27 protein-coding genes are annotated in these 26,363 nt (G+C 40.1%); 3 read left to right on the top strand and 24 right to left on the bottom strand.

Going from position 1 to position 26,363, the window contains the following annotated elements:
- The first annotated feature begins 158 nt into the window (after positions 1–158).
- Positions 159–1,238, top strand: a complete 1,080-nt coding sequence (locus tag WAA20_RS09895) for a diguanylate cyclase (RefSeq protein WP_338800863.1) — start codon at positions 159–161, stop codon at positions 1,236–1,238.
- Here the strand turns inward: WAA20_RS09895 and WAA20_RS09900 are convergent.
- Positions 1,233–2,459 (bottom strand): ATP-binding protein, encoded by a 1,227-nt coding sequence (locus WAA20_RS09900; RefSeq protein ID WP_073387855.1) that lies wholly within the window; start codon positions 2,457–2,459, stop codon positions 1,233–1,235. The genes WAA20_RS09895 and WAA20_RS09900 overlap by 6 nt on opposite strands.
- Before the next feature lie 274 nt (positions 2,460–2,733).
- Between WAA20_RS09900 and WAA20_RS09905 the strand changes: the two genes are divergently transcribed.
- On the top strand, positions 2,734–3,864 hold the full coding sequence (locus tag WAA20_RS09905; protein WP_073387853.1) for a tyrosine-type recombinase/integrase: 1,131 nt from the start codon (positions 2,734–2,736) through the stop codon (positions 3,862–3,864).
- Between the two features lie 382 nt (positions 3,865–4,246).
- Here WAA20_RS09905 and rsfS read toward each other — a convergent pair whose 3' ends face one another.
- The 10 genes from rsfS to WAA20_RS09955 all read right to left on the bottom strand — a co-directional run bounded on the left by rsfS (position 4,247) and on the right by WAA20_RS09955 (position 10,908).
- Positions 4,247–4,579, bottom strand: a complete 333-nt coding sequence (gene rsfS, locus WAA20_RS09910; protein WP_073387879.1) for a ribosome silencing factor — start codon at positions 4,577–4,579, stop codon at positions 4,247–4,249.
- Between the two features lie 26 nt (positions 4,580–4,605).
- Complete coding sequence (yqeK, locus tag WAA20_RS09915; RefSeq protein WP_073387852.1) at positions 4,606–5,202, bottom strand: bis(5'-nucleosyl)-tetraphosphatase (symmetrical) YqeK; 597 nt, start codon at positions 5,200–5,202, stop codon at positions 4,606–4,608.
- Between the two features lie 16 nt (positions 5,203–5,218).
- Entirely contained in the window at positions 5,219–5,881 is a 663-nt protein-coding gene (nadD, locus tag WAA20_RS09920; protein ID WP_073387850.1) for a nicotinate-nucleotide adenylyltransferase, read from the bottom strand.
- 152 nt (positions 5,882–6,033) lie between these two features.
- A complete protein-coding gene (locus WAA20_RS09925; protein WP_073387849.1) occupies positions 6,034–6,333 on the bottom strand; it encodes a YhbY family RNA-binding protein in 300 nt (99 codons plus the stop codon).
- An 83-nt stretch (positions 6,334–6,416) separates the two neighbouring features.
- Positions 6,417–7,793 (bottom strand): GTPase ObgE, encoded by a 1,377-nt coding sequence (obgE, locus tag WAA20_RS09930; protein ID WP_073387848.1) that lies wholly within the window; start codon positions 7,791–7,793, stop codon positions 6,417–6,419.
- A gap of 232 nt (positions 7,794–8,025) precedes the next feature.
- Positions 8,026–8,316: a 50S ribosomal protein L27 gene (rpmA, locus tag WAA20_RS09935; RefSeq protein ID WP_022753164.1), complete on the bottom strand. Its 291-nt coding sequence runs from the start codon at positions 8,314–8,316 to the stop codon at positions 8,026–8,028.
- Positions 8,317–8,320: 4 nt separating this feature from the next.
- Positions 8,321–8,659 carry a ribosomal-processing cysteine protease Prp gene (locus tag WAA20_RS09940; RefSeq protein WP_073387847.1) on the bottom strand — a complete coding sequence of 113 codons (339 nt, stop codon included), beginning with the start codon at positions 8,657–8,659 and terminating at the stop codon, positions 8,321–8,323.
- Positions 8,660–8,707: 48 nt separating this feature from the next.
- Positions 8,708–9,016, bottom strand: coding sequence for a 50S ribosomal protein L21 (gene rplU / locus WAA20_RS09945; protein ID WP_073387845.1), 309 nt, complete (start codon positions 9,014–9,016; stop codon positions 8,708–8,710).
- A 130-nt stretch (positions 9,017–9,146) separates the two neighbouring features.
- Positions 9,147–10,130 carry a glycosyltransferase gene (locus tag WAA20_RS09950; RefSeq protein WP_073387844.1) on the bottom strand — a complete coding sequence of 328 codons (984 nt, stop codon included), beginning with the start codon at positions 10,128–10,130 and terminating at the stop codon, positions 9,147–9,149.
- A 106-nt stretch (positions 10,131–10,236) separates the two neighbouring features.
- Positions 10,237–10,908, bottom strand: coding sequence for a DNA alkylation repair protein (locus WAA20_RS09955; RefSeq protein ID WP_073387842.1), 672 nt, complete (start codon positions 10,906–10,908; stop codon positions 10,237–10,239).
- A gap of 379 nt (positions 10,909–11,287) precedes the next feature.
- Between WAA20_RS09955 and WAA20_RS09960 the strand changes: the two genes are divergently transcribed.
- The gene (locus WAA20_RS09960; protein WP_073387841.1) at positions 11,288–12,025 is read left to right on the top strand and encodes a diguanylate cyclase; all 738 of its coding nucleotides are present in this window, start codon (positions 11,288–11,290) and stop codon (positions 12,023–12,025) included.
- Positions 12,026–12,156: 131 nt separating this feature from the next.
- Here WAA20_RS09960 and WAA20_RS09965 read toward each other — a convergent pair whose 3' ends face one another.
- The 13 genes from WAA20_RS09965 to WAA20_RS10025 form a co-directional block, all read right to left on the bottom strand.
- Positions 12,157–13,560 (bottom strand): ribonuclease E/G, encoded by a 1,404-nt coding sequence (locus tag WAA20_RS09965; RefSeq protein WP_073387839.1) that lies wholly within the window; start codon positions 13,558–13,560, stop codon positions 12,157–12,159.
- A 180-nt stretch (positions 13,561–13,740) separates the two neighbouring features.
- Positions 13,741–14,526 carry a TIGR03936 family radical SAM-associated protein gene (locus WAA20_RS09970; protein WP_073387838.1) on the bottom strand — a complete coding sequence of 262 codons (786 nt, stop codon included), beginning with the start codon at positions 14,524–14,526 and terminating at the stop codon, positions 13,741–13,743.
- 213 nt (positions 14,527–14,739) lie between these two features.
- Complete coding sequence (locus tag WAA20_RS09975) at positions 14,740–16,641, bottom strand: TIGR03960 family B12-binding radical SAM protein (protein ID WP_073387836.1); 1,902 nt, start codon at positions 16,639–16,641, stop codon at positions 14,740–14,742.
- Positions 16,642–17,100: 459 nt separating this feature from the next.
- A complete protein-coding gene (locus WAA20_RS09980; RefSeq protein WP_073387834.1) occupies positions 17,101–17,661 on the bottom strand; it encodes a hypothetical protein in 561 nt (186 codons plus the stop codon).
- A gap of 54 nt (positions 17,662–17,715) precedes the next feature.
- Positions 17,716–17,922: a hypothetical protein gene (locus WAA20_RS09985; protein WP_073387833.1), complete on the bottom strand. Its 207-nt coding sequence runs from the start codon at positions 17,920–17,922 to the stop codon at positions 17,716–17,718.
- 60 nt (positions 17,923–17,982) lie between these two features.
- Positions 17,983–18,987 carry an AAA family ATPase gene (locus tag WAA20_RS09990; RefSeq protein WP_073387831.1) on the bottom strand — a complete coding sequence of 335 codons (1,005 nt, stop codon included), beginning with the start codon at positions 18,985–18,987 and terminating at the stop codon, positions 17,983–17,985.
- The gene (gene pnuC / locus WAA20_RS09995) at positions 18,977–19,675 is read right to left on the bottom strand and encodes a nicotinamide riboside transporter PnuC (protein WP_073387830.1); all 699 of its coding nucleotides are present in this window, start codon (positions 19,673–19,675) and stop codon (positions 18,977–18,979) included. The genes WAA20_RS09990 and pnuC overlap by 11 nt, the downstream gene beginning before the upstream one ends.
- A 328-nt stretch (positions 19,676–20,003) precedes the next feature.
- Positions 20,004–21,371: a bifunctional phosphoribosyl-AMP cyclohydrolase/phosphoribosyl-ATP diphosphatase HisIE gene (gene hisIE / locus WAA20_RS10000; RefSeq protein WP_073387828.1), complete on the bottom strand. Its 1,368-nt coding sequence runs from the start codon at positions 21,369–21,371 to the stop codon at positions 20,004–20,006.
- A gap of 272 nt (positions 21,372–21,643) precedes the next feature.
- Entirely contained in the window at positions 21,644–22,231 is a 588-nt protein-coding gene (gene hisB / locus WAA20_RS10005; RefSeq protein ID WP_022753152.1) for an imidazoleglycerol-phosphate dehydratase HisB, read from the bottom strand.
- A gap of 87 nt (positions 22,232–22,318) precedes the next feature.
- Positions 22,319–23,611, bottom strand: a complete 1,293-nt coding sequence (gene hisD, locus WAA20_RS10010; protein ID WP_073387826.1) for a histidinol dehydrogenase — start codon at positions 23,609–23,611, stop codon at positions 22,319–22,321.
- A gap of 163 nt (positions 23,612–23,774) precedes the next feature.
- A complete protein-coding gene (hisG, locus tag WAA20_RS10015; protein WP_073387825.1) occupies positions 23,775–24,419 on the bottom strand; it encodes an ATP phosphoribosyltransferase in 645 nt (214 codons plus the stop codon).
- Positions 24,420–24,564: 145 nt separating this feature from the next.
- Positions 24,565–25,683, bottom strand: coding sequence for an ATP phosphoribosyltransferase regulatory subunit (gene hisZ / locus WAA20_RS10020; RefSeq protein ID WP_073387823.1), 1,119 nt, complete (start codon positions 25,681–25,683; stop codon positions 24,565–24,567).
- A 121-nt stretch (positions 25,684–25,804) separates the two neighbouring features.
- Positions 25,805–26,338, bottom strand: a complete 534-nt coding sequence (locus WAA20_RS10025) for a Holliday junction resolvase RecU (RefSeq protein ID WP_073387822.1) — start codon at positions 26,336–26,338, stop codon at positions 25,805–25,807.
- Positions 26,339–26,363: the final 25 nt, after the last annotated feature.

The following is a 26,363-nucleotide window of genomic DNA, read 5'->3' on the forward strand; positions in this document are numbered from 1 at the left end:
TTCAATCAATATGAAATATTAATTGCCTTAACTAGTATATCGGCTAAATTTGAAGAACAATCAGACCGAAATAAACATATGTAAAGTTTCATTTTCAAGATAGCACAAGTTTTCGGAAAAAGATCTTTTCACAAAGAAAAGGATAACAAATGAATATTTTGAAAAAAATCAAAAATGTTCTCTTTCCTGAAAGAAATGAAGAGATCTATAATCTGTTTGATCATAGCAACATGGCATCTTTAAGGGTCATGAGCCTTCTTACTGTTGCCATTGAAAGTGTTTCTTTGATCCATTTACTTTTTCATAATGTAGACTATTTAAACTTTGATCTTACAGTGATCATACTTACAGCAATTATTGTCATTAATCTTATAACAGCTATTAGTACGGATCTGTTTTTGAAAAAAAGGATCAAAGGACATAATATCGCTGTTATCATAGCAGTGTTCACCATTACTGCCATGACTTGTTTTGCAATGTTTGTATCATATATGAATTATATTGCCGGAAGACAGATCATCATATTTTATGCAGTTACCGTCTGTCTTATCAGCTTTATTCATATAACTCCGCTGTTCCAGCTTATTTTCATCCTGGTGGAACATTCTATTTTCTATGCGATCTTATATAACTATGATGGTGCAAAAGGCGTAATAGTGCCTAATGTCATTATCTATATGCTCATAATTCTCGTGGCGAGTCAGATCAGTTTCTATAGAGTGCTTAATTTTGCATCTTCGACCTACACAGCCAAAGTTATGGCTGAAGAATTTGCACTAAAGTCTTCTCAGGACCAGCTTACAGGTCTTATGAACAGATATGCGCTTGATAATATTCCGAATATTGAAAATCCAGTAAGATGTCAGATCGCAATGTCAGATATCGATCATTTCAAGGTATTTAATGAAAAGTATGGTCATATCAAAGGCGATGAAGTTCTCAAAGCAACTGCATCGGCTCTTCTTGATGTATTCAGAAAAAAAGACTGTTACCGCTATGGAGGCGACGAATTCCTGATAGTCGCTATCAATCTTACTGAAGATACATTCCGGGACAGGCTGGCACTTTGGGAGAAAAAATTGTCAGTTACCAGGATCGAAAATATAGATGAACCTGTAAAAGTCAACTTCGGCGTTGCATCAGGCATAATCCATAACAAAGAAGAAATATTCAAGCTTATCAAAGAAGCCGATGAAAAGCTTAATACGATAAAGTCAATGCGCAATCACAGTTCATAAAACTTTGGCTACAGCCTTTTCAATGGCATCAACATTATAAGGCTTGGTAATATGCGCATTCATACCTGCCTTAAGCGCTTTCTGTATATCTTCTTCAAAGGCATTACCCGTCATTGCTATGATCGGGATCTTTTTATCTCCCTCTCTATTACTGTTTCTAATGAGCCTCGTCGCCTCATATCCATCTACATCAGGCATCATAATGTCCATAAGAATCAGATCATAAGTGTTTTCTGGCTCATTCAGGAACCTGTCTACAAGTTTTCTGCCATCAGGCTCTACTATGACTTTGGCTCCCAGATCAACAAGTATCTCGGATAAAAGCTCCCTGTTAAGATCGTTATCTTCTGCAGCCAGGATATTAAGCCCTTTTAAGATCCCTTTATAGGGAGGCGATTCTAATACAACAGGCCTTTCATCAAGTCCGCATGAAACCTCGCCTGTCAGCATCATAGGGATCATTGCCGTAAAAGTCGTGCCAACACCAAGACTACTTTCAAAAGTAATGGTTCCCTCCATCATTTCTATCATGTTTTTGATAAGAGCAAGTCCCAGCCCTGTACCGCCGGGATCAGCGATACCGCTTTGCTGCTCTCTTTTAAATGGTGTGAAAAGAGTTTTCTGAAACTCCTCAGACATTCCACGTCCATTGTCACTTACTTCAAAAGTAACATCTACAAATCCGCATTTTGACGATTCTTTGTCCTTAACAGTAAGTGTAATATCGCCGCCATTATCCGTATATTTACATGAATTGGACAAAAGATTCAGAAGTATTTGTTTGATATAGTTTTCATCTGCACAGACTGTTTTGTTTTGTAGCTGATCTATATTTACAGAAAACCTTTGATTCTTTGAATGTACCTGAGACATGATCATCTCTTTAATGTCATTTATGCACTGATCCAAGTCAAAGACATCATTTTTAAGCTTTATGGTTCCGGATTCGATCTTATTAAGATCAAGAACGTCCTGGATGATATCAAGCATATAATCACTGGATTTAAGGATCTTCCCAGCCTGATCATGGACCTTCTGTGCATTAAAAGAATGGTTCTTTATAAGAGTTGCAAATCCGATTATGGCATTAAGAGGCGAACGAATATCGTGGGACATTCGCGAGATGAATTCCTGCTGGACAAGATTTTGGTGCTTGATCTCGTCAAGCTGGTTCTTTAGCTCTTCATTTTCTCTTTTTAAGGCTTCAACACTGTTATTCATATTCACGTGCAAAGCTCCTTAATTTAATATAATTTTCAAAGACCCAAAAATCATTTATCAACTGCCATCCTCAGGAATCTTCTAGATTTTAGTTATTTTTAAATGTATGAAGTCTGAGTAATAGCCACATAAAAATATCGTTAATGCGATTATATATATATCATATCACGAACTATTCTTGTGTTAAAATATTATATAAAGGATTTGCGATTTATCTTTAATCGCTAAAGTTTTCTACATGGACGTTCGTTTTTTTATTTGCAGGGGGAATCTAATGCAGAATAATATCGCTTCAGATAATCTGAAATATTACCAGGAAATGGATAAGGAAAATATACAAAAATTCAGGGAGGTTCTTGCGACTCTGCCTGAGTTTTGTAAGGCATACTTTAGATCTATCGCAGAAAATACAGCTGTCAGAACAAGACTTGGATATGCTTATGACATAAGGATCTTCTTTGAATTCCTTCATGAAACTAATTCAGTCCTTAATAAGATTGATATCAATGATTTCAAGATCGAAGTCCTTGATATGATCACCAGAGATGATCTTGAAGAATACCTTGAATACGTATCTTTGTACGACAAGAACGGCAAGGAATTCTCTAATACAGAAAATGGCAAAAAAAGAAAAATCGCTGCCATAAGATCTATGTACAACTACTTCTTCAAAACAGACAGAATCCAGACCAACGCTCCATCCAAGATTAACACACCAAAATCTCACGAAAAGGCAATCATAAGACTTGAGCCCAATGAAGTTAAACAGATGCTGGACGTTGTTGAAGACGGCAACAAACTCACTAAAGCCCAGAAAAAATTCCATGATAAGACTAAGGTACGTGACACAGCCATCGTTACTCTCCTTCTAGGAACCGGAATCCGTGTATCTGAGTGCGTAGGCCTTGATATCGAAGATATAGATTTTAATACTAACGGTATACGAATCCACCGAAAAGGCGGTAATGAATCTATCGTTTATTTTGGTGAGGAAGTTGAGGAAGCCTTGAAAGCTTACTTGTCACAGCGTAATCTCATCGTCGCTAACTCAGGCCACGAAGAAGCACTGTTCCTCTCTTTGCAGAACCGCAGGATCACCGTAAGAGCTGTTGAGAATCTGGTTAAAAAATATGCCTCAAACGTTACTACTCTTAAAAAGATTACCCCTCATAAACTCCGTAGTACCTTCGGCACTAACCTCTATAACGAAACCGGTGACATCTACCTTGTAGCAGACGTCTTAGGCCACAAAGACGTAAACACCACCCGTAAACATTATGCAGCTCAAAGCGACGCCAACAGACGCCACGCTGCCAAGATGGTGCACTTGCGAAACACTGATAGTACCGAAGATAGTGATAATTACGAAGATAACTCCAAACACAACGACATCTTCGATCTCTAAATCAACTGAAATTTTGCATATATAAAATTACACGATAACTTTGAACATTCCAGTGGGTGGCAGTTAATAAATGATTTGAGTGTCTTTGAAAATTATATTAAATTCAAGAGCTTGATAGATGGAATGATATATTCTGTTTGGGATTTATCTGTCTGAGCGAAGCGAGTTTATAAATCCCGGAATATATCATTCCAGATATCATGCCTAGTTACAGGACGTAACTAGACATGTTTAGAAATACATGGATGTATTTCTATGTCGGTGAATTTTATATAATTTTCACGACACTCAAATCATTTATTAACTGCCACCCACTGGAATGCACAAAGCCCCCGCAATTCTATATAACAAAACCCCCTTGCTGTAGCAAGGGGGCGTCTAATCATAACTCAGATGTTTCGATCTGCTGGCCGTCTCTCCAGATTCTTTCGAGATCGTAGAACTTTCTGTTCTCTTCGTCGAAGATGTGGATGATGATATCGCCGTAGTCCATAAGGATCCACTTAGCGCCTTCATAGCCTTCAATATCCTTTGCTTCGTAGCCAGCTCTTCCAAGAGCTTCGTCTACGTGATCACCAAGAGCCTTAACCTGCTTGGTGCTTGAGCCGCTTGCAATGATGAAAAGATCAGCCATAACTGATACTTCACTGATATCAAGCGCTCTAACATCTACTGCTTTTGTATCTTCAAGTGCCTTGATAGCAAGTCTTGCCATTTCTTTTGACTTTTCTGTAATATTACTCAAATCTGTTCACCTTTCTGTAACTTGTTTTTATAGAATTCATAGGTTTGGATCGTCATAGGATCCATTTCATCGTCCTGACCGCCCAGATAATCAAGGGAATTCTTTAAGATATGGTATACGGCCTCGTCAAGGTCTGACAGGGCTTCTTTTCTTATAACATCCATATCCTTAAGCATCCGTCTGTTGGGCTCTATAAAATCAGCTGTAAAGATGATCTTATCAAGCCTGGTCATATCCGGTCTTCCGGTTGTGTGATATCTGATGGCATCAAGTATATACTGGTCCTCGATATCATACTTGTATCTTGCAAGACACATACCGGCTTTAGCGTGGATAAGCTTTTGATTTCTCATCTCTACGTCTGTTAGCTCTACGCCATACTTTTTGCAGATCTCAATCTGCTCGCTGTGTGGAATACACTTGGCACAGTCATGGAGCATTCCTGCGATTATAGCCTTTTCTATGTCTTCATCAAACACAAAAGCCATATTGGCTGCGGTATAGGCAACTCCAAGTGTATGATCAAATCTGTCCTTTTTAAGAACCTTCTCCATCTCAATACGGTACTTCTGAGAAGCTTCAATAATCTTCATTGCGCGAAACCTTTCGTCAAACGATCTTGTCCGGTGCTTCCATAATATCTTCTTCTGTACTTCCGTTGTCGCTGTAGAGTCCCTTTAATGCGATATATTCGATACAGCTTTCAGGAAGAAGGTACTTGATAGACTTATCTGCCTTAACTCTTTCCCTGATCATAGTTGAGGAGATCTCGATCCTACCCATTCTGATGGATTCAATCTTAGCTTCAGGAACCATCTGAGTGAGCTCTTTGATACGATTTTGGAGATTGTCCTCATCTGTATCATCACGAACTGCTGCAAGTATGGTGCAGGCTCTGAGTACATCTTCGAAACGGACCCATTTATCAATCTGATTGAGAGTATCGGCACCAACTATAAAATACAGTTCATCACCCGGATACATCTCAGAAAGCTGCTCAAGAGTCTCTATCGTATAGGTATCACCCGGTCTGTCAATTTCTATTCTTGATACTTTGAAGAAAGGGTTATCCTCAGTAGCTTTCTTTACAAGCTGATACCTGATCTCGCCACTTGGGATGTCCTGACCTCTTTTGAAATAAGATTCACCGCTTGGGATGAAGATAACGCGGTCAAGTTTAAACTGCTCGCGTGCACATTCTGCAACAAATAAATGAGCATAATGAATAGGGTTAAAGGTACCACCTATAATTCCAATACGTCTTTTTTCCATGAAAGTCTCCCTTTTCAAAATTCACTTTTTGTAAAAATAGAACATGGCACATTTACAGTGTTTTTAAGCAACCTCCATGTCTACATTACAATTGTAGCACAATGCCGGGATTTGATTTATTAAGATCAGATTAATTTTTTCATCAAAAGTGATTATTTTCTAGGAAGAATGATCTCAGGATTCTCCTGGAATCTCTTGTAGAGAACAACCTTACGTCCGATCACTTCTACAAGATCTGATCTTGTACGCTCTGCAAGTGTGATTCCTGCTGTCTTTACATCTTCAGGACAATTCTTAAGAATTGTTATCTTTATAAGTTCTCTTGTATTAAATGCTTCTGAAATTGCACCAACAACTTCAGGAGATACGGCACTTTTTCCAACCTGGAAAAGTGGATCTGTTGTTTGAGCGATACTTCTTAAATAAGCTCTCTGTTTACTTGTAAACTGCATATATTCCTTTCTTGCCGGATAGCTTCTTAAAGACAACTTCCGGTCATACACTACAAATCAATATTAGGGTTTCTATCCAATTATTATTCTTCAAAATCAGAATCATCTATATCTTCCGGATAGAAATCATCATCCATATCGTCAGGTGACTTAGTATCTGCGTTTCTGTAATAATCAAATGCAAGACCATACATACGAACTGTATCGCCTTCCTGGATTCCAAGTTCTTCGAGTCTGTCCAGAATTCCATTTTCTGCAAGGAAGTTCTGGAAGAATGCGAATCCTTTTTCGGAATCAAGGTTGGTATAACCAAGCATCTTCTCAATCTTAGGACCTTCAACTACGTACTCGTGCTCTTTGCTGTCATATTCAACAGTGAAGGCTTCGTTAACTGTCTTAAGTTCAACTTCAGGATCATATTCCTGATCGTAAACGACAGGCTTTTCGCCGAGTTCTTCAAGATTGGTACTTACATAATACAGAAGCTCTTTAAGTCCCTTACCTGTAAGTGTAGAAAGAGGGAATACTTTAACGCCCTTTGGCTCAAACTCAGCTCTTATCTTCTCTACAACCTCATTAGCCTCTTCTTCTGTGAGCATATCAAGCTTGTTGGCAGCAATGATCTGCTTCTTGCTTCCAAGGTCTGAGTTGTAGTTAGCAAGCTCCTTGTTGATTGCATATATATCTTCAATCGGGTCTCTGCCTTCTGTGCTTGCGGCATCAACCACGTGAATGATCATTCTGGTTCTGTCTATGTGACGGAGGAACTCATGTCCAAGGCCTGCACCTTCTGATGCACCTTCGATAAGTCCTGGAATATCAGCTACTACAAATCCCTTAGCATCGTCAAGATCTACTACGCCGAGCATAGGTGTAAGTGTAGTGAAGTGATAGTTTGCAACTTTGGGCTTAGCATTAGAAACCTTTGAAAGGAATGTTGACTTACCAACATTAGGAAAGCCTGCAAGACCAACGTCTGCAATGACTTTAAGCTCTAATATAAGCTCAAGTTCCTTGGCTGGCTGTCCGGGCTGTGCATACTTAGGAGCCTGCATCGTTGATGTGGCATAATGCATGTTACCGTTACCGCCTCTTCCGCCTTTTAAAATTGTAACTCTGTGATTATCGCCTGACATATCGGCAATGACTTTGCCGCTTACGGCTTCTTTGATAACAGTGCCTTCAGGAACTCTTAACACGATGTCATCTCCGGACTTACCGGTACATCTGTTCTGGCCGCCTTCTGCACCATCTACTGCCTTGTACTTTCCACCATAGTGGTAATCTGACAGTGTATTAAGACCGTTATCTACCTGAAAGATAACGTCGCCGCCTTTACCGCCGTCTCCGCCGTTAGGGCCGCCATTTGCGACGAATTTTTCTCTTCTGAATGAAACGTGGCCGTCGCCGCCTTTACCGCTTCTTACGTAAATTCTTGCCTGATCTACAAACTGAGGCATCTTATACTCCGTTTCTGACCGTCATCACAGAGGCACTGCCGCCTCCATTCCATCAGTCGCAAAAGATTGAGAATTTTCTTCGAAAATTTTCAATCTTCGGACATGTAAACATGTCCAAAAGTTTTGAAATATTCCAGAAAATTTCAACGTTGTTGTCATTAAATAAAAAGGGCTCCGAACAAATGCGTCCGGAGTCCCCATTAATTGCTCAAAACATGCGCTAAATAATAAATTACTCAGCCTTTTCTACAGGATGAACACTTGCCTGAGTCTTGCTTCTGCCCTTACGCTCAAATCTAAGAACGCCATCAACAAGAGCAAATAATGTATCATCTGAACCGATGCCTACATTAACACCAGGATGAATATGTGTTCCACGCTGTCTGTAAAGAATGTTTCCAGCCTTTACGAACTGACCATCAGCTCTTTTTGCTCCAAGGCGCTTTGACTCAGAATCACGACCGTTCTTGGTTGATCCTACACCTTTCTTATGAGCAAAAAATTGAAGGTTCATGTTTAACATGGCCTTATACCTCCTCGAATTTAATGTTCAAAAATTCTTTCCCATACTGTTCGAAGATACCATTAACGCCGAGTTCATAAGATTTCATCAAAAGAGTTGCCTCTTCAGAAATATTACCAGTCTTGTTCCTGAATGTACAAGTGATAATACCGTTCTCTTCATCGGATGAAACATCCATCAGATCGCCCGCAAAGTTCTCGATAGAATTGATCGTGTTGATGGTAAGCACTGAGAGTGCTGCACATACAATGTCCTGACCGTATTCGGCATAACCTGCATGTCCATCACACTTAAATCCCTTGTACCAGCCTTTGGAGTTCTTCTGAATTGTAATGTCTGTCATAGTATATGTCTTTCAGTATGCGTATTAATTACTACTTTAGCTTCTCAATTACAGAGAGATCTTGTTGATCTTAACCTGTGTGAAAGCCTGTCTGTGACCATTTTTCTTATGATATCCAGACTTTGGTTTGTACTTGTAAACAACAACCTTACGAGCACGATCCTGCTTTACAACAGTAGCCTCAACCTTAGCTGAAGCAACGTCTGAAGCAACCTTGAGCTCCTTGTCATCGTTAACAGCAATAACCTGATCGAATGTAACCTTCTCGTCAGCTGCAGCATCCAGCTTCTCAACGTTGATTACATCACCTTCGGAAACCTTGTACTGCTTACCACCTGTAACAATAATTGCGTACATAAGGCACCTCCTTCTTCAAAAAACTCGCTAACTATGGTGATGTCCGACGATTTCTTGCGTCCTCGAACGGGCATACTTGTACCTCGTTAAGCGGCATACTCTGATATAATACCCTCTATTTTTGATTTTGTCAATCGGAATTTTGTTTTTTCTTCAAAAAGAAAATAGTTGGCATCAGACGTATAAACCAGAGTTTCATTCGATTGGCTGTGCCTACGATATTACCTTTCCAATTATCGTAATTACGCATATAAATATCTTTAACTTTTCTGCCTTCTTCTATCCAGCCATTATTTAAGCAGTAAGAATAGCTCTGCTCAAGCTTCCACAGTGCCTTGGTCTTGATCTGGCACATAAGCTCATATCCAGGCTTGTGACTGTCATATATATCAACAGATTTGGCCATAGTCCTTACAGTTGCAACAATGCGTTTTTGGCCCATAGGATTAAGGTCGCTATTGTCATCAACTCTGTGATAATAGAGCCTGTCCTTGATCCATACGAAAGTTCCCTTTCGGCAGCCAACTTCTACGTTAAAGAGCATACTTTCCAGGAAATTACCTCTTGTAAAGGTGATCCCCTTAATAAATTCGGCTCTGTAAAGTTTGTTCCAGATAACGGCCGATGCGGGATTGGCCTGAGCCAGGAATTCTTTAATAAAAGCTATGTTATTGCCTACTCTGTTCATTTCATGCCATATGCTGATCCTGGTGTTGCCTTTTTTATCAATGAGTCTTTCGAAGCAGACTACAACATCGCCATTATTTTCTTTGGCAGCTCTTAACATCTTTTCATAAAAATGGCTGTCCAGATAGTCATCTGCATCTACAAATGAGATGTAAGTTCCCTTGGCTACATGGAGACCTGCGTTTCTGGCAGCGGATACGCCGCCTCTATCTTTATGAATAACCTGGATCCTCTGGTCGTTCTTGGCCCAGTTGTCGCAGATCGACGAGGTTTTGTCTGTAGAGCCGTCGTCAACAAGGATGATCTGAAGATTTTTGTAGGTCTGATTATAAATTGACTGGAGACATTCCGGAAGAAACTTTTTGTCGTTAAAGGTCGGGATGATGACGCTAATAAGATCGTTATACTCGATATTACCTTCAGCCATAAGATTGCCCCTCTTTTCTACCAGTAAAAAGAACTAATCTGGTCTATTTGATCAAAAGAACTCTTATCTATAGGTATATCGGCACGATCTTACAACTAAACAAGGCTTACCTGAGCGTCTTTAGAAATTCCTTGTGTTCATCGGATACTCTGAAGCTTTCGATCGCCTTTTGAATGGCTTTCTTATGAGTCCAGGGATCAAGCCTTCTCTTTTCAATATAAACAACGCTTTCGTCGTACTGCTTGGCGAGTGCTGTTGCGAAATACCAGGCAACCATCATCTTGACGTAGTAATCTTCTCCTTTGACACTTGCTACCCATTCAAGGTATTCCGGCTTGAAATCATCACCTAAGAATTCATTCATAAGCATACGCATACCGAATCTTGAGGTATATACGTGATCTGAATCGATCCATTTCTTTATCAGAGGAAGGATCTTTGCATGATTTTTCTTAAATACATTAGGACTTGCCTGATCACATACAGGCCAGCAGTCAACATAGGGAAGAAAGGTCTCTACGGCTTCTACGCATTTGTCAAAGTCCTTGATCATTGCTATTAGGAAAAAATGAACAAGATTTTCTTCATAATATTTGTGAGGAAGTTCTTTTAAGAAATCTTCTGCTTCCTGAGTGTCTTTTATATCCTTGGCAATCTTACGCATTTCGGGAGTTTTGACACCAAGGATAAGGTCTTTTGAGATGTTTGGCACAAGTTTAGACTGAAAATCTCTGTATTTTTCATTCCTAAGTTTCGATAATCTTTCATAAACAGACATTTTAAAACCTCCCTTAATTAGCAGCTACCACTTTCAAGAATATTCAGGGTGCTAATATTATATATCCAATAAGCCAACTTATTATCGCTTTTTCTTAAGGTAAATTGTATCACTATACGTGAATGCATTATATATGATTTCTGTATAAAAATAATATGAATGATATAGACTAGGCTTTTTATCCGGTCATGCAAAAAATATAATCTTTCAAACACTTATTTTTACTAGCATCTGGATACGTAATTATGATAATATTATATGTAAGAAATAAATATTGGTAAAAAATGTTTTTTTATTTCAAAGATCTGTTTCAAATTTTTTGATTATACGATTCATTTAAAAAATTATTAACTATTGCCATAGGGGGGTTATAGCCAGCATGAATCCGATTAAAGAAATTCAAAAACAAAAATACGCCGACTCTTTTAAGGCTCTGAAGATCATCCAGCTTCTGCTGATGGTACTTGTTATTATCGTCTATATTGTTCTGTTTATGTCGATCCCGGATATGCGTGATTACGTGGAGCATTCATATCTTCTCAGGATCACTAATATATCCTTGTTTATCCTGATACTTATTGGAATATTGATCACGATATTTGATCTGTCCAAGTATGTGCCTATACTTACTGAATATGAAGAGCAGAAAAACAAATCCTATCTTGATGCTCTTACAGGTATTCCTAACAGATTCAGTTGTGATCTTGTATTCGAGATGTATGGTGAAAACAGAAAGCTTAATAACGTAGCATGTGCCATCATCGTCATCGACAATCTCATTCAGATCAACAGGGAAAAAGGACGAATCGCAGGAAACCAGGCACTTGTAGACTTCTCCTGGATGCTTGAAGATATCAGCGACGATTATGGATTTGCCGGAAGAAACGGCGGTAATGAATTCCTGTTCATCGTTGAAAACTGTGATGATCTTAAGATGAATGAGTTCTTCCAAAAGCTCAACAAGCGCGTTTCTGATTACAATATGCAGCCGGGTAAAGATTCTATCCATATCAGCTATGCACATGTGCTTAACAGCCAGTTCCATGCAAATAAGTTCTCGGATATCATTGCTGAGGCATATAAGAAGCTTAAAGAAGTTCAGAAAAAATCAGCTTAAAAAGTTTAATGGCAATATTATGGCCCATCGATCTGATATGATCGGCGGGCCTTTTTATATCTGGTATTAAATATAGGAACTGATTTGACATAACCTTTGTAAGTTTGGGTAATATTTGATAACTTGATTACTCAATCCTTCTTAGCTCTAGTAAGTTCTGCTATTCCAAGCTTTGTAAAGTCCACAAAATCAGCCTTTACCGGATCGAGTAAAAGTTTACTTTTGATAACGGTCTCAAGTTCCTTGTAATCTTTCTTACTGTCCATATTGATAAAGTCGATCATGATCATACCAGAGAAATTGCGAAGTCTTATCTGGCGGGCAGATTCTATGGCAGCTTCTATATTGATGTTCAGGAAGTTGTTTTTCTTCTTATCAATAGCTTTACCTGTGTTGACGTCGATCACGTGCATGGCTTCTGTTGACTCTATTACCAGATAAGCGCCGCTGTTCAGCCATACTTTCTTTTGGTATATATTGTCAATTGCTGATGACAAGCCGTACAGGATGTTGATTGTACCATCTTTTGGTGTCAGGAGCCTTGCAGGAACTTCCGGATGATCTTTGTGAAAAGAGCTTGCGTTGTACATTGAAAAGATATCGGTGTCATCTGTGACGACTTCGAGATCTTTAAATGTGCTGTCACCTAACGTATTGCTATCTTGATCATTATCAGTTTCATTTTCTTCAGCTTTATCATTACTCTTTAAGTTATGATAATTGAAACATCTAAGTACCTTTTCAGAAAAATCGCTGTCGCTTGCGGTCTCGTAAAGGCAGGTTGCAACTGATCTTGTTGCACCTATCTTTAAGAGTTCATCAATCTTATCGCAAAGTATGTCGACTTCTTCTCTAACAACGCTAAAAGGATTGGCTTCGAGAGTATTATCGTCTTTGCTTTGTGAGTTCTTCTTGTCAAGAAGGCCTTCACATTCTGTTCTTGCGATAAGTCCGTACTTATCAGAGAGTCTGTTCTTAATAGAGAAGTCATGCTTTAGTATAGCAATTATATCTTTTCTATTCTCTTCAGATAGTTTCTTGGAGCAGCCTGTTCCTTTCTGACCAAGGGTAACGGCTGAATATCTTCCGCTAATGGAAAGCTTAGTCGTCAGAACTACCTGCTTTGTTTTAACAGCAGGCTTTTTGACCTGAACAAGGACTATGTCGCCGTTACGAAGTTTGGGATTGTCTTCGAAATTCCTTGAAACAACAGATGCAGGAACTACATCTTTAAGATCAAGGTAGCCGATATTCTCTTTGACATTACTGCTATCTGACTTAAAGCGCACAAAAGCAGCATCTATGTTGGCAACAATGTTCTCAACGTGGCCTACATAGATGTTTCCAAGATTATCAGAGCTTCCTTGTGTGGTATAGGTAAGCTCTAAGCGGTTATCATCATATGCGCTGATCCTTATTTTTTTATGAGCTTGTTCACTTTGAGTGTTACCATCTTTGTGAACATGTTCATTTAATTTTGGATCTTTTTTACTATTATTAGTATTGTCGCTTTCGCGGGTTATCAGTATTTTCATATCATTACCAGCTTGAAATTATGTTTTAAGCTCAGAAAATCCGCAACTGGTGCGGATTTTTGAGATTGATTTTACTATTTATTTAGATGTTATAAATATACCAATTTATCTTTAATTAGATCATTAACATTACAATAAATGTTCTGATTCGAAATCAAAACTATTGATTTGAAAAAATCCTTACAGATAAATTTTGTACTTTCCTTCGGTATCAGTCATAGGAACTTCGAATGTGCCCTTCTCATCTTCTCCCTTTAAGAAAGTCTCAACTCTGTGAAGTCTTATCGCATTGGGCTGCATCTCTTCGCCGCACTCTCTCATGAAGTTCTCTACTACCATGCCGGGCTTTAAGTGGTCGGCACTTCCTGAACTTACGAAGATGTGGATACAGGAAATTTCATCATCAATATTATTATCAACAAATCTGTATTCAGGATCAGAGAAGCCTTTAAGATCCTTCTTTTTAACAACTTCAGATTTGAAGATAAGAGGCTTCATGTTGATTTCTGTCTCGCCTCTCTTTGTCTTCTTGATAGCAGGAAGATTGTCCTTGGCCATATAAGTTACAAGTCTATCTTCCCAGCCTGCTTCAGGCTCCTTACCTTCACGGAAAGTCATGATCCACTCTGCTGCATCAACAAGGGCCATTGCCTTCTCTGCGTGCTCATCAAGAATGCAACCGTCTAAGATCTCAACACCTTCGTTCATGACACTGTTGAGCTGATAGATCAAAACCTTCATGTCAGGTTCTGAGTTCATCTGGATATCAAGATATTCACCGTCAGATGTAGCTCCAACACTCAAAGGCTCTGCAAATGACAGAACCTGATGAGGGCTGAATCCCTCTGAATACTTGACATCAATATCTGCTCGTCTATTTACCTTCTGAAAATATCTCATAAGATCAAGATGCCCTATAAAACGAATAGGACCTCTTTTACTGAATTTTAACCTTACTTTTACCATTTATTATTCCTTTTTTGCTTATGCAAAGTCGGCTACTACGCCGCTATTAGCTTGAAATGCGCAGTGTCATTTCCTTTTTAGGCCTTTGCGAGCGGCCGGTACTTGCTTTTTAAATACAAAGCTCTGCTTTTGGATTTTAAAAGCTTAGTACCGTTGCCAGCGAGAAAGAGCGAAAGCGTGCCTACAAAGGATTGACACTAGCAATTCATGAAATCAAACAGCGTAGCCGACGTTCTTGTCTGTTTTTGGTTCCATACAGATTCCCACGCCATACTGCTTAGCGCCGCATCCCATACACTGGTTTGCGCAGTTCTTGGAAATCTTGCCTTCCTGAGATGTGTGCCACTCTCTAAGAAGGAATGACTTTGTAACGCCGCAGTCCAGAATATCCCAAGGGAATATCTCATCATCCGGTCTTGTACGACTTACATAGAACCATGGATCGATTCCAAGTTCTTCAAAGGTCTCCATCCATACATCATACTTGTAGTACTCGCCCCATGCATCGTAGAGGCAGCCTTTCTCATAAGCACGAAGGATTGCCTTACAAAGCTTTCTGTCGCCTCTTGCGAATACGCCTTCGAGCATACTTGCGTTGGCTTCGTGCCAGTTGTATTTGATTCTCTTCTGGTTAACCTGAGATCTGATACCGGCTTTGGTCTTGGCTGCTTTTTCAAGGAACTCTTCAGGTCTGCACATCGGCGCCCACTGGAATGGTGTGAACGGCTTTGGAACAAAAAAGCTTGTGCTGGCTGTGATCTCTACAGACTGGCCGTTTCTCTTTTCCTTAGGAACGGTGTCAAAATACTCAGCAGCAACCTTGTTACAAATCTCGCCAATTCCAGCAATATCTTCGTCTGTCTCCCACGGATGACCCAGCATGAAGTAGAACTTAACCTTGTTCCAACCGCCAAGGAAGGCTTCGTGAGAACCTCTTAAAATGTCCTCTTCAGTTACACCCTTGTTGATGACGTCTCTAAGGCGCTGTGTTCCGGCTTCTGCCGCAAATGTAAGTGAACTCTTCTTGATATCCTGAACCTTGCTCATGACATCAAGTGAGAAATTGTCGATTCGAAGTGAAGGAAGCGAGATGTTGACATGCTTACTTCCGCACTCTTTTAACAGGAAATCAAGGAGCTGAGGAAGCTGCTCGTAGTCTGAGGTTGAAAGAGAGCTAAGTGAGATCTCCTCATATCCAGTGTTCTTAAGAAGCTCAACTGCCTGCTTTTCAAGGACTTCGTGGCTCTTTTCCCTCTTAGGTCTGTAAAGCTGGCCAGCCTGACAGAAACGGCATCCTCTGATGCAGCCGCGCATAACTTCGAGAACGATACGGTCCTGAGTTGCTTTGATGAAAGGAACTACAGGCTTACTTGGATAGAAAGCGTGGTCGAGGTCGGTTACGATGTCCTTGGTGATGTGTGAAGGGATGCCTTCAACAGTAGGATTCATGGACTCGATGGTGCCGTCTTCCTTGTATTTGACTTCGTAAAGGGACGGAATGTACATTCCCGGGATTGATGCGGCTTTGATAAGGAAGTCGCGGCGGGAAGTGCCATCTGCCTTGCACTGCTCATAAAGGTCGAATAGGGCTCTGTAGTGGTTTTCACCCTCACCTATATAGAATATGTCAAAAAAGTCTGCGATCGGCTCAGGGTTATAAGTGCAAGGGCCGCCGCCGATTACGATCGGGCAAGACCAGTCGGTACGCTCAGCGCTTGTAAATGGAATTCCTGAAAGGTCGAGAACCTGCAGGATGTTGGTATAGCACAGCTCGTACTGAAGGGTGAAGCCGAGGAAATCGAAATCATGGACAGGGTCCTGGGATTCCAGTGCAAAAAGAGGGATCTTGTTCTCTCTCATGACCTGATCCATGTCAGTCCATGGCGAATAAACACGTTCGCACCATACGTCGTCGTAGGAATTGAACATGCCGTAAAGAATCTGAATGCCCAGGTGGGACATTCCTATTTCGTAAACATCGGGGAAGCAGAATGCGAAGCGAATCTTCACATCCTTAAGATCTTTGGTAACGCTGTTGACTTCGTTACCTATATATCTCTCCGGCTTGGAGCAGGAAAGAAGGATATCATCACTAAGTGCCAGTTTTTCGTTCATAAAATCTCCATATTGCTTGAAAAGTACTGATGTACGTGCTTCATTGTCGCGGGGGTAAGTTTTTGCCTCAGGGCTCTGACAAATATTATCATTAGCCTCACTGAAAATTTTTTGAGTTTTCTAAGGGCCTTCTACGCTGGCGTGGGCACGTTGTACTTTCGCTTCGAAGGCCCTAAGAAAAATCAAAAAAATTTTCAAATCGGCTAATGATAATATTTGTCAGAGTCCTGATTCTAAGTTGTCGCCCGGGTGGTAATGAAGGACGTAGTTTTCTTATCTTCACATATCATACCATATATACGTTAAGCATGCTATGACTAGGAGATTTCTATATTGTATTTATTGCTATTGATAATCTTTTACAGAGACTTCGAAAAGATCATGGACGTTGTTTCCTATAGGAATTGTTGCAAAGTACATTTGGTCGTTATCAAGTTTTTGGATTGCCTTTCTGTCTTCTTAATAAATCTTAAATTTTCCGTTTGGATATTTTTTGCCAAGCCATCCGCATGGCAAGTGACCGGATTCGTATATCTTTAGCATATCGTCATAAAATACGGATTCATAATACTCTTTGTAGGAATATGTTAATGCAATATTTACTATATCGGAGTATATATGATCACCCATTTTTTCTGGAATCCCTAACTTTCTACAGCTCTCTATAATTATGTTCGAGATTCCAGAAATAATATCATCTTTAACTTCATCAACCATTTGATTCCAACAATGATATTTACGTGAATGGTGCAATGACAGAAATCCCGTAAGATCATTGCGGGCATTTATACATGTGTTACCCCATTTGACGTCATCTAACATCTTTTCAATTTCTTTTATTCTTTTTATATAGGTATATTCAAATGATAGATCAAGCTCATCCTGCCTTCCACAATTACTGAGCCAGTTTATTTTAAGAAGCCTATCTTTGATTTCTTTATTAAGAGTAATTTTATCAGCATCTTTGGGGATAAAAATTTCTTCAATTAGTTTTTTGTAATCGTATTTTTCTTCATTCATATTTGTTGCTCTACTTATTAATGATCTTCTCCTTTAACGTTCGCTTGTATCCAATCAATCAACAATTGTATTTCTGAAAGAGCTTTTTTCTAAATTTTCTATTCTAAGCTCTGCTCCATCTTGTAAATAAGCAATGCCCAATTCTTTAATTGCTTTAGAAAGATACTTATCATAGATCCTTTGAGAAGCAATAACTTCACTTACTATTTCATCTGCATTACCGTAAATATTGTCATCATACTTATATATATCAACAGACATTATTATTTACCTCTTTGATTTACAAAAAATCATAATTCTAAACTGACAGATTTATTAGATTCATTTTAGCAATTTCTCGATTTCTCTGACAGCAGCCATGTATCGTTCCTGATACGAACCTTTTATGGATACGACTTGTTTGCCATGAGAAAGTATCAGGTCTTTGATCTGGTTGCTATATTTAAGCCTATCATCTCTAATGACTTCACTTCTGTCTCCGTCCTGAACAAAAGGAACATCCGGCTCAAGAAACAGAATCAAATCATAGGTATTGATGGCATCTATGGCATCGGACAAAGCTTTATTTTTCTCGATCTCAGGATCATTGAGGAAGTTCATGTAAAACTGGGTAACAAGAGCATCGGTATCAACAAACAGTACTTTATTACTGTTTTCTATAGCCTTAATCTCATTAAGCTTATGCTGCAACAATATTTCTGTAAAATCCGCAGATAGCATCATCAGGTCTGTGCCGCTTTTCTCGGAAAGATCTCTTCCAGCCTCATCTATATAATTTGTTGCAAAACGATTTGCAAGATTGATTGTTAATGTGGATTTACCAGTGCTCTCACCGCCCATCAAAAGAACTTTTTTTACATAAAAAGGCTTAACCACATTTGGGAGCCACTCCCAATGCTCATATGGATTCTTTCTAATCTGCGTAGAGCTGATTTCATTTCTGGGGAATCTATGCAGCTCACTATCTGGATAGCACTTATTCCAAAAGCTGTTTTCATCATAATCGTCGCCGCAAAAGACGATATCAATAGGTTTACCAATTTGCTCTTTTACCTTCTTAGCATCTGCATCCCAGCAGTCTTCGTTGTAATCTTCCTTGGAAGCTGTATCGTCCTCAAGCATTATGATACTAACATTCCCGATGTGCTTGGTAAGCTGATACAGCCACCTGTATCTAACTCTGTAATCGATCTCGCTGCGATTAGTGCCAACGCTTAATACTATATATAATTCCTCGCACATGTTGGCTGCCTGTATTATGCAGTCAACGTGGCCCAGGTGCAGCGGATTGAAGGATCCGCCATACATTCCAACTTTATATCTCATTTTTCTTAGCCTCCTTATACCAGCGGAAGAACATGATGAACGCATTTACAAGATACACCGACCACATAGCCAGCGTAGCAATTGTTTCGCCGCCCTGCATAAAATTGACAGCCCACATAAATACCGTGACGACATCAACAACGATCCACAGGATCCACTGTTCAGTAAGACGCTTAATTGAAAGTATCTGAGCTACTATCGATACAACGGTACTCATACTGTCAATATATGGCAGATTACCACCAAGCATCTTAAGAATCATTCCATAGCCAACAATTCCAATCGCTGTAATAGTGTAAAGTATAAGACTTTTTGATGGATTAAGACGTTCTTTAATGACTTCACCTGTTTCAGAATTCATATATTTGCGCCAGGCGATGAATCCTACGAAATTGAGAGGCAGATAGTATAAGACATTCAACATTACTTCGCCATAATATTTTGCTCCGAAAGCAACTATGGCATATAGAATTGTGTTAAAAAATCCAAAGATAAACGATGAACGCTTGCCTTTGCCGGTAAGTATTACGCACCATACACCAGTAAGAGCTGCAAAAAGACTGATCAGCGAATCTTTCCAGTAAATAGATAATCCAAGTATAACAGCTGTGGCAATCGCAAGCCACGCCACATCAAATACTTTCCATCCGGCAAGCTCTTCTTTTAAATAGTTACGTATTGCTTTCATAAATAAATTCCTTTCGGTTGTCGTAGGCGAAAACCCACTGCCAAGGGCGGTGGGAGGAGCCTTGTAATTTCTTCTTTGCTGACGGGATAAAATTTATTCTCGGTATTGTTTTTCAAAAAAATCATATCTCATAAATTATTAACTCTCGCATCATTTAACTCTGAATCTGTCCAGACATATAAACATGCCTTGTTACAGTATAACATCTATAACGCAAAAAATACCTAATACCCTAAATAATCCCAAAGCTTTATCTGATGAAAAAGGCAAGCTCTTAGATTATTTAAAGTATTAGGCACTAATAATGTTTGAAAATATTTCCTGTATATTATCTGCGGGCAAGTTCGTCGGTTACATCTTCCCATGATACTCCCTTTTCTACCATAAGGACCATCATGTGATACAGGTAATCTGCCATTTCGTAGACGATCTCGTTGCCGTTAGCGTTCTTGGCAGCGATTGTGATCTCTGTTGCTTCCTCGCCGCACTTTTTTAGGATCTTATCAAGGCCTTTATCGAAAAGGTAGTTGGTGTAGGAGCCTTCTCTTGGGTTAACCTTGCGGTCTGCGATGACGTTATATACGCTGTCGAGAACCTTCTGGGGGTTCTTCTCAGTATAGTCTTTCTTGGCAATCTCGTTGAAGAAGCAGCTATAGGAACCTGTGTGGCAGGCAGCGCCGATCTGCTTAACTTTAGCAAGGATCGTGTCAAGGTCGCAGTCTGCTGTGAGACTCTTAACGTACTGAAAGTGGCCTGAGGTATCGCCCTTTTCCCAGAGTTCATTACGGGATCTGCTAAAATAGGTCATCTTGCCGGTTCTGAGCGTTGCGTTATAAGCTTCCTCGTTCATGTAAGCGACCATGAGGACCTGATCTGTTCTGTAATCCTGCACTACAACAGGAACCATGCCGTTAGAATCAAGCTTGAAGTCTTCCCATTTGTATTTTGCCTCGAAGGTCTGAACGTCGATTCCTGCTTCGATGGCGAACTTTCTGAGGTCATTGATGTTCTGAGCGTTAGCTGAAAGGGCTGAGCCTGTTATAGCACATACCTGATCTGAAAAAAGAACTGCCAGCGCGCCGCCTTTCAAGTTAGAAAGGTCAGATTCCGGATTGTCGAGATATACGATGTGAGGTATGTCCTTAACGCCTTCTTCAGGAACAACAGGGTTTGATACAAGTTTTTCAGCAAAGCCCGCATTTGAATTAAGACCATCTACAGCCGCAGATTCAGGCATGAAGATCATTAGGCTTGCAAGTTCATTTATTGCAGCTGCATTATCAGCAACTATCTTTCTGCTTTCAGCAGTATCGGCATAGCTTATAACGATCTTGTCCTTGCCGAACTTCTTGGATACTTCTTCAAGTATCTCGGCATTTTCAGCTTTGGAGAAGTTAAGAGCAGCCATCTTGCATCCTGCATACAGGAGCTTTTTGACATCTTCCATCCTTTTTACATTGCCTGCACCAATAACGGGAACATCTGTCTTGGAGCAGATCTCTTTCAGGATATCAAGCGAATCCTCATGGCTCTTATCGTCTGTAGACTGGTCGAATACGATGATTGCGTCGCAGTTAGCGTCATTGTAGCTAACTGCGAGCTCTACAGGATTTTCAGAGATAACAGTCTTGTCAAAAAAGCTTTTGACTGCTTTTTTATCATTCAGGATTATGGATGGAATAAACTGCTTTTTCATATATTTAGGCCTTTCGATATATTTTAAGTCGATATGAATGTATTAAATACAAGTTATTATCTGGTCATATTACCAAGATAATAGATAATACATTTTTGAATCAAAGATTCAAAAATGCAGCAATAGAGCAGGTTGAGTTCACCTTCGGTGAAGGCTCTATTGCCAACAGATTCATTGAATCACGAAACACGCAGTAAATGCGTGTTTCTGTAATTTACGTTCAAGAAGTCATACTTTTTAGATAACTATTCTATGTATTGGTATTCTATAAATCAAAGAGTACCTTTGGTGCTAAGTACGTCTGTGATTCTCTCATCAAACATAGTTGCCTGATCCATTGCTTTAGCAAAAGCCTTGAACATAGCCTCTATCTTGTGGTGATCATTCTCTCCGGAAAAGAGTCTTAAGTGAAGATTGATCATAGCGCCGTAAGATACTGAGTAGAAAAACTCGTTAACAAGCTGGGTATCAAACTCTCCCACCATAGGCGCTGTGAAGCTTGCATCCATCACAAAGTAAGGTCTGCCGCAAAGGTCAACTGCGCACATGGCACATGCTTCGTCCATAGGAAGGATCATTGAGCCGTAGCGCTTTATACCTTTTTTGTCTCCAACAGCCTTAGCTATGGCCTGGCCGAGAACAATGCCGGTATCTTCTACGGTGTGGTGTCCGTCGACATTCAGATCGCCCTTAACTTTAACGTCAAGATCGAACAGGCCATGGCGTCCAAATGCATCCAGCATGTGGTCAAAAAAGCCTATGCCGGTATCAATACTTGTCTTACCTGTGCCGTCAAGGTTGATTGTTACGGTGATGTCTGTTTCTCCGGTTTTTCTTGAGATAGTAGCTGTTCTAGCCATGTGTCATCCTTTCTATAATGAGGACTTTTTAGTTACATCTTTACTATTTGTATGATTTACAGTCTTATTGTAAATCTTTCAATTACTTCATGACTCAAATCTAACCGTAATGCTGTTAGCGTGAGCTGTGAGTCCTTCTTCCTTAGCGAATCTCTCAACGTCCTTGTAAACGGCTCTTAATCCTTCTTCAGAATATGCAATGATGCTTGTCTTCTTTACAAAATCGTCTACAGAAAGTGGTGAGAAGAATCTTGCTGTCTGGTTAGTCGGCAGGATGTGGTTTGGTCCTGCAAAGTAGTCGCCAAGTGGTTCTGATGAGTAGTGTCCAAGGAAAAGAGCTCCGGCGTTCTTAACTTTGGTCATAACTTCGAATGGATTAGCTGTGATGATCTCGCAGTGCTCTGATGCGATCGCATTGGCAGCTTCTATGGCAGCGTCCATGCTTTCTGCAACGAAAGCGTATCCGTAGTTATCAAGTGACTTCTGGATTATCTCTTTACGCTCAAGTAATTCTACAAACTTGTCGATTTCTTCTGAAACCTGCTTAGCTATCTCTTCTGATGTTGTAACGAGGATAGCGCTTGCCATCTCGTCGTGTTCTGCCTGAGAAAGAAGGTCTGCTGCAACCCACTTTGGATTTGCAGTTTCGTCAGCGATTACAAGGATCTCAGAAGGGCCTGCAATTGAATCGATTGATACGTGGCCAAAGCATGCCTTCTTGGCAAGTGCTACGAAAATATTGCCGGGGCCTGTTATCTTGTCTACCTTTGGTATAGATTCTGTTCCAAAAGCCATAGCTGCAATTGCCTGAGCACCGCCTACTTTGTAAACTTCTGTAACACCGGCTATATCAGCTGCTACAAGAGTTCCTGCGTTAAGTGATCCGTCCTTCTGAGGAGGTGTCACCATTACGATACGCTCAACGCCTGCAACCTTGGCAGGTACTACGTTCATAAGAACTGAGCTAGGATATGCTGCCTTTCCGCCTGGAACATATACACCTGATATCTCGACAGGAAGGACTCTTTGTCCAAGGATAGAACCGTCGGGCTTTGTTGTAAACCAGGACTCTCTCTTCTGCTTTTCATGGAATTCTCTTATGTTGGCAGCAGATTTTTTCATAACTTCGATGAACTCTGGATCAAGCTTTTTGTAGGCTTCATCGATCTCTTCTCTTGTAACTTTGATGGTATCCTTTGTGATAACGCACTTGTCGAACTTCTCTGTGTATTCAAAAAGAGCTTTATCACCATTTTCTCTTACATTACTGATTATATCATTTACTGTGTTTTCGTATTCTGTATAGCTTGCAGGGCTTCTCTTTTGCAGTATATCTAGAAGCTCTGATTTAGATTCTTCGGTTAAATTAACGATTCTCATTGGCTCCTCCAAAAACAATTTACAATACTAGAAATTCTAAATTTCTATATAAGTGTACTTATTTCAAACATCAATATCATTTCTAATTCTCAATATTATTTCAATTTCTCAAATCCAATAGATATCTATGATACATTCTGAATAAATGTCATCTTATTTACAATCACTCTGACATCAATGCTTTCTTCATATCTGCCACGATCTTCCTGATTCTCTCGTTCTCCATCTGCATACTTACTGGGTTTACGATAACTCTGGCGGACAACGGGCAGATTTCTTCTAATACTTCGAGGCCGTTAGCCTTTAAAGTTGAGCCTGTTTCTACGATATCGACGATGACATCAGAAAGGCCTACGATCGGTCCAAGTTCTACAGAGCCGTTGAGTTTGATTATATCAACAGTCTGATTTTTCTTATTATAGAAATAGTTCTTGGCAATGTTAGGGTATTTGCTGGCTACGCGTATCATGGCATGATGGCTTAATAGCTCTTTTGCCTGAGGTGGACCAGCTACGCACATGCGGCACTTGCCAAATCCTAGATCCAAAACTTCGTATACGTTGCGCTCCTCTTCAAGTATCGTATCTTCGCCAACGATACCTATGTCAGCTGCGCCGTTTTCAACGTAAGTTGGAACGTCAGGTCCTTTAGCAAGGAAGAACCTGAGCTTCAATTCTTCGTTTGTAAAAATAAGTTTTCTTGTATCCTTGTCAGTAACTTCTTCGCACTGAATACCGCACTTTTCAAGAAGTTCCATTGTATTTTTTACAAGACGTCCTTTTCCAAGGGCGAATGTCAGATATCTCATAATATTCCTCGTTTCTACAAAACTCTCATCATTTATAAGTATCTATTCATAAAATTGACTGATTCACTTTGTCTTGACCATCATTAGGGTATCACCCCGGTCATCAGCATAATAATAGTCAAAAATTCTGATGATTCTTTAAGAATTACTCATGCTTCAACACTATATAGTAGCCCTGAGCTCTTTTGCGCTGTACCTGTGCAAGCTTTTCCTCATAATTAGAATCATTGTAAGTCACAACTTCAGGCTCCTGACTGTAGGGAATGTCTATCTTCTGGTTGTAAAGTGCGCTCATAAGGTACTCAAGATCTACCATGTATCCGATAGCGGGGGCATCTTTTCCAAACTTTGATAAAAGATTATCGTAGCGGCCGCCCTTGGCTATAGCATCACCTACGCCGTAGGTGTAAGCTCTGAACATAACGCCTGTGTAGTAGTTATATTCTGAAAGCATGGCAAGATCGAAGGATACGTTGTCAGAAGCGCCGTATACATCAAGCAGATGATACAGGTTCTTAAGTCTTTCTATAGAAGATCTGGATCTTGAGTTCACAAGATCAGCTGCGCCTTCTTCGAGCTCGTCGGCTGTTGTGAAGTCGGGCATATGGATAAGGATATCTGCGAACTTGGATTCGATCTTACCCTCTTTTACCAGATTATGAAGATAATCTTCTAATGCTGAGTAGTTGCGGCCTGACAGATATTCTCTAAGCTGGTCTTCAGTGTCCTCATCGATTCCGGCTTCTTCAATGATGCCCTTGAAATAATCTGCATCGCCGATCGTAACCTTGAAATCTGTAAGGCCTGTAGCCCTTATAGACTCGATCATCATGGCGATCATCTCGGCATCTGCGTTGACTGAACCGTCGCACATAAGTTCAGCGCCCATCTGGGTATGCTCACGAAGCTTGCCCTGAAGTCTATGGGTGTTGATGAAGATGTTGCCGCTGTAGCAGATTCTCACCGGTTCTGTGTCTTCCATGAAATACTTGGCAATGCATCTTGCAACAGATGGGGTAAAATCAGGGCGAAGGACAAGTGTATTACCTTCGTTGTCGAAAAACTTATAAAGGTCTCTGGCACTTGCCTGGCTTATCTCCTTGGCAAAAACATCAAAGAATTCAAATGTAGGTGTCAGGATATTCTCATATCCGTAACGGTACATGATCTCTTTGATCTTATGTTTTACTGTGCTGCGCTCATAAGATTCTCTGCCATAAACGTCTCTTACGCCTTCAGGTGTATGCACGAGTTCTTTGCTCATAAATACCTCATTTCAATATATGCTTTATTGTGGTAACGTGTTACCTTGCTACCTAATTATCATATTAAACTAGAGTATACTAAACAAAACTGCTTATGTAAAGAAAAAAATAGAAAAAAATTTACTCTCTGGACTCAAGGTCTTTTTGCAAAGCCTCAAGATAAGGTACCAGTCCGTCTGCTTTATGCTTGATAAAATACTCTTCGTCAAGCTCATCTATTCTGAAACTCTTACGGCCTCCCGCCTGAGCTCTGTCCCAGAAACGCTTGAGGTCTCTGAAAGGTAGATAATACAGTTCGTCCCTTGACTTATAATATATTAGGAAAAAAGCTACGCCATCCTGCTTCTCAAAATTCTCCATAAAGGCTACCTGATGAGGGTGAATGTTCTGAAGTGTAAAGGTATCTACAGCACATTCTTTGGCATCAAAACAAACAGGCACACCCTGCACAGCACCGATGTAGTCAACGGTACTCTTCTGGTCAAAATATGCCAGTGTGATGTGTCTGGTCTCTTTATCTATATTTATAGGCGTGATTGGAGTGGGGATTTTTTGGATCAGAGCCAGCTCCTCCATAAGATACTTCTCGTTGGTTCGATTGATCATGTCTTCGAGGATAGAGCCTCGAAGACCTCTAGAATTCCAAGTTGCCATGGGGGTCTCCTTGGGGAAGTCCGTG

Source organism: Butyrivibrio fibrisolvens (assembly GCF_037113525.1).
Taxonomy (GTDB): Bacteria; Bacillota; Clostridia; order Lachnospirales; family Lachnospiraceae; genus Butyrivibrio; species Butyrivibrio fibrisolvens.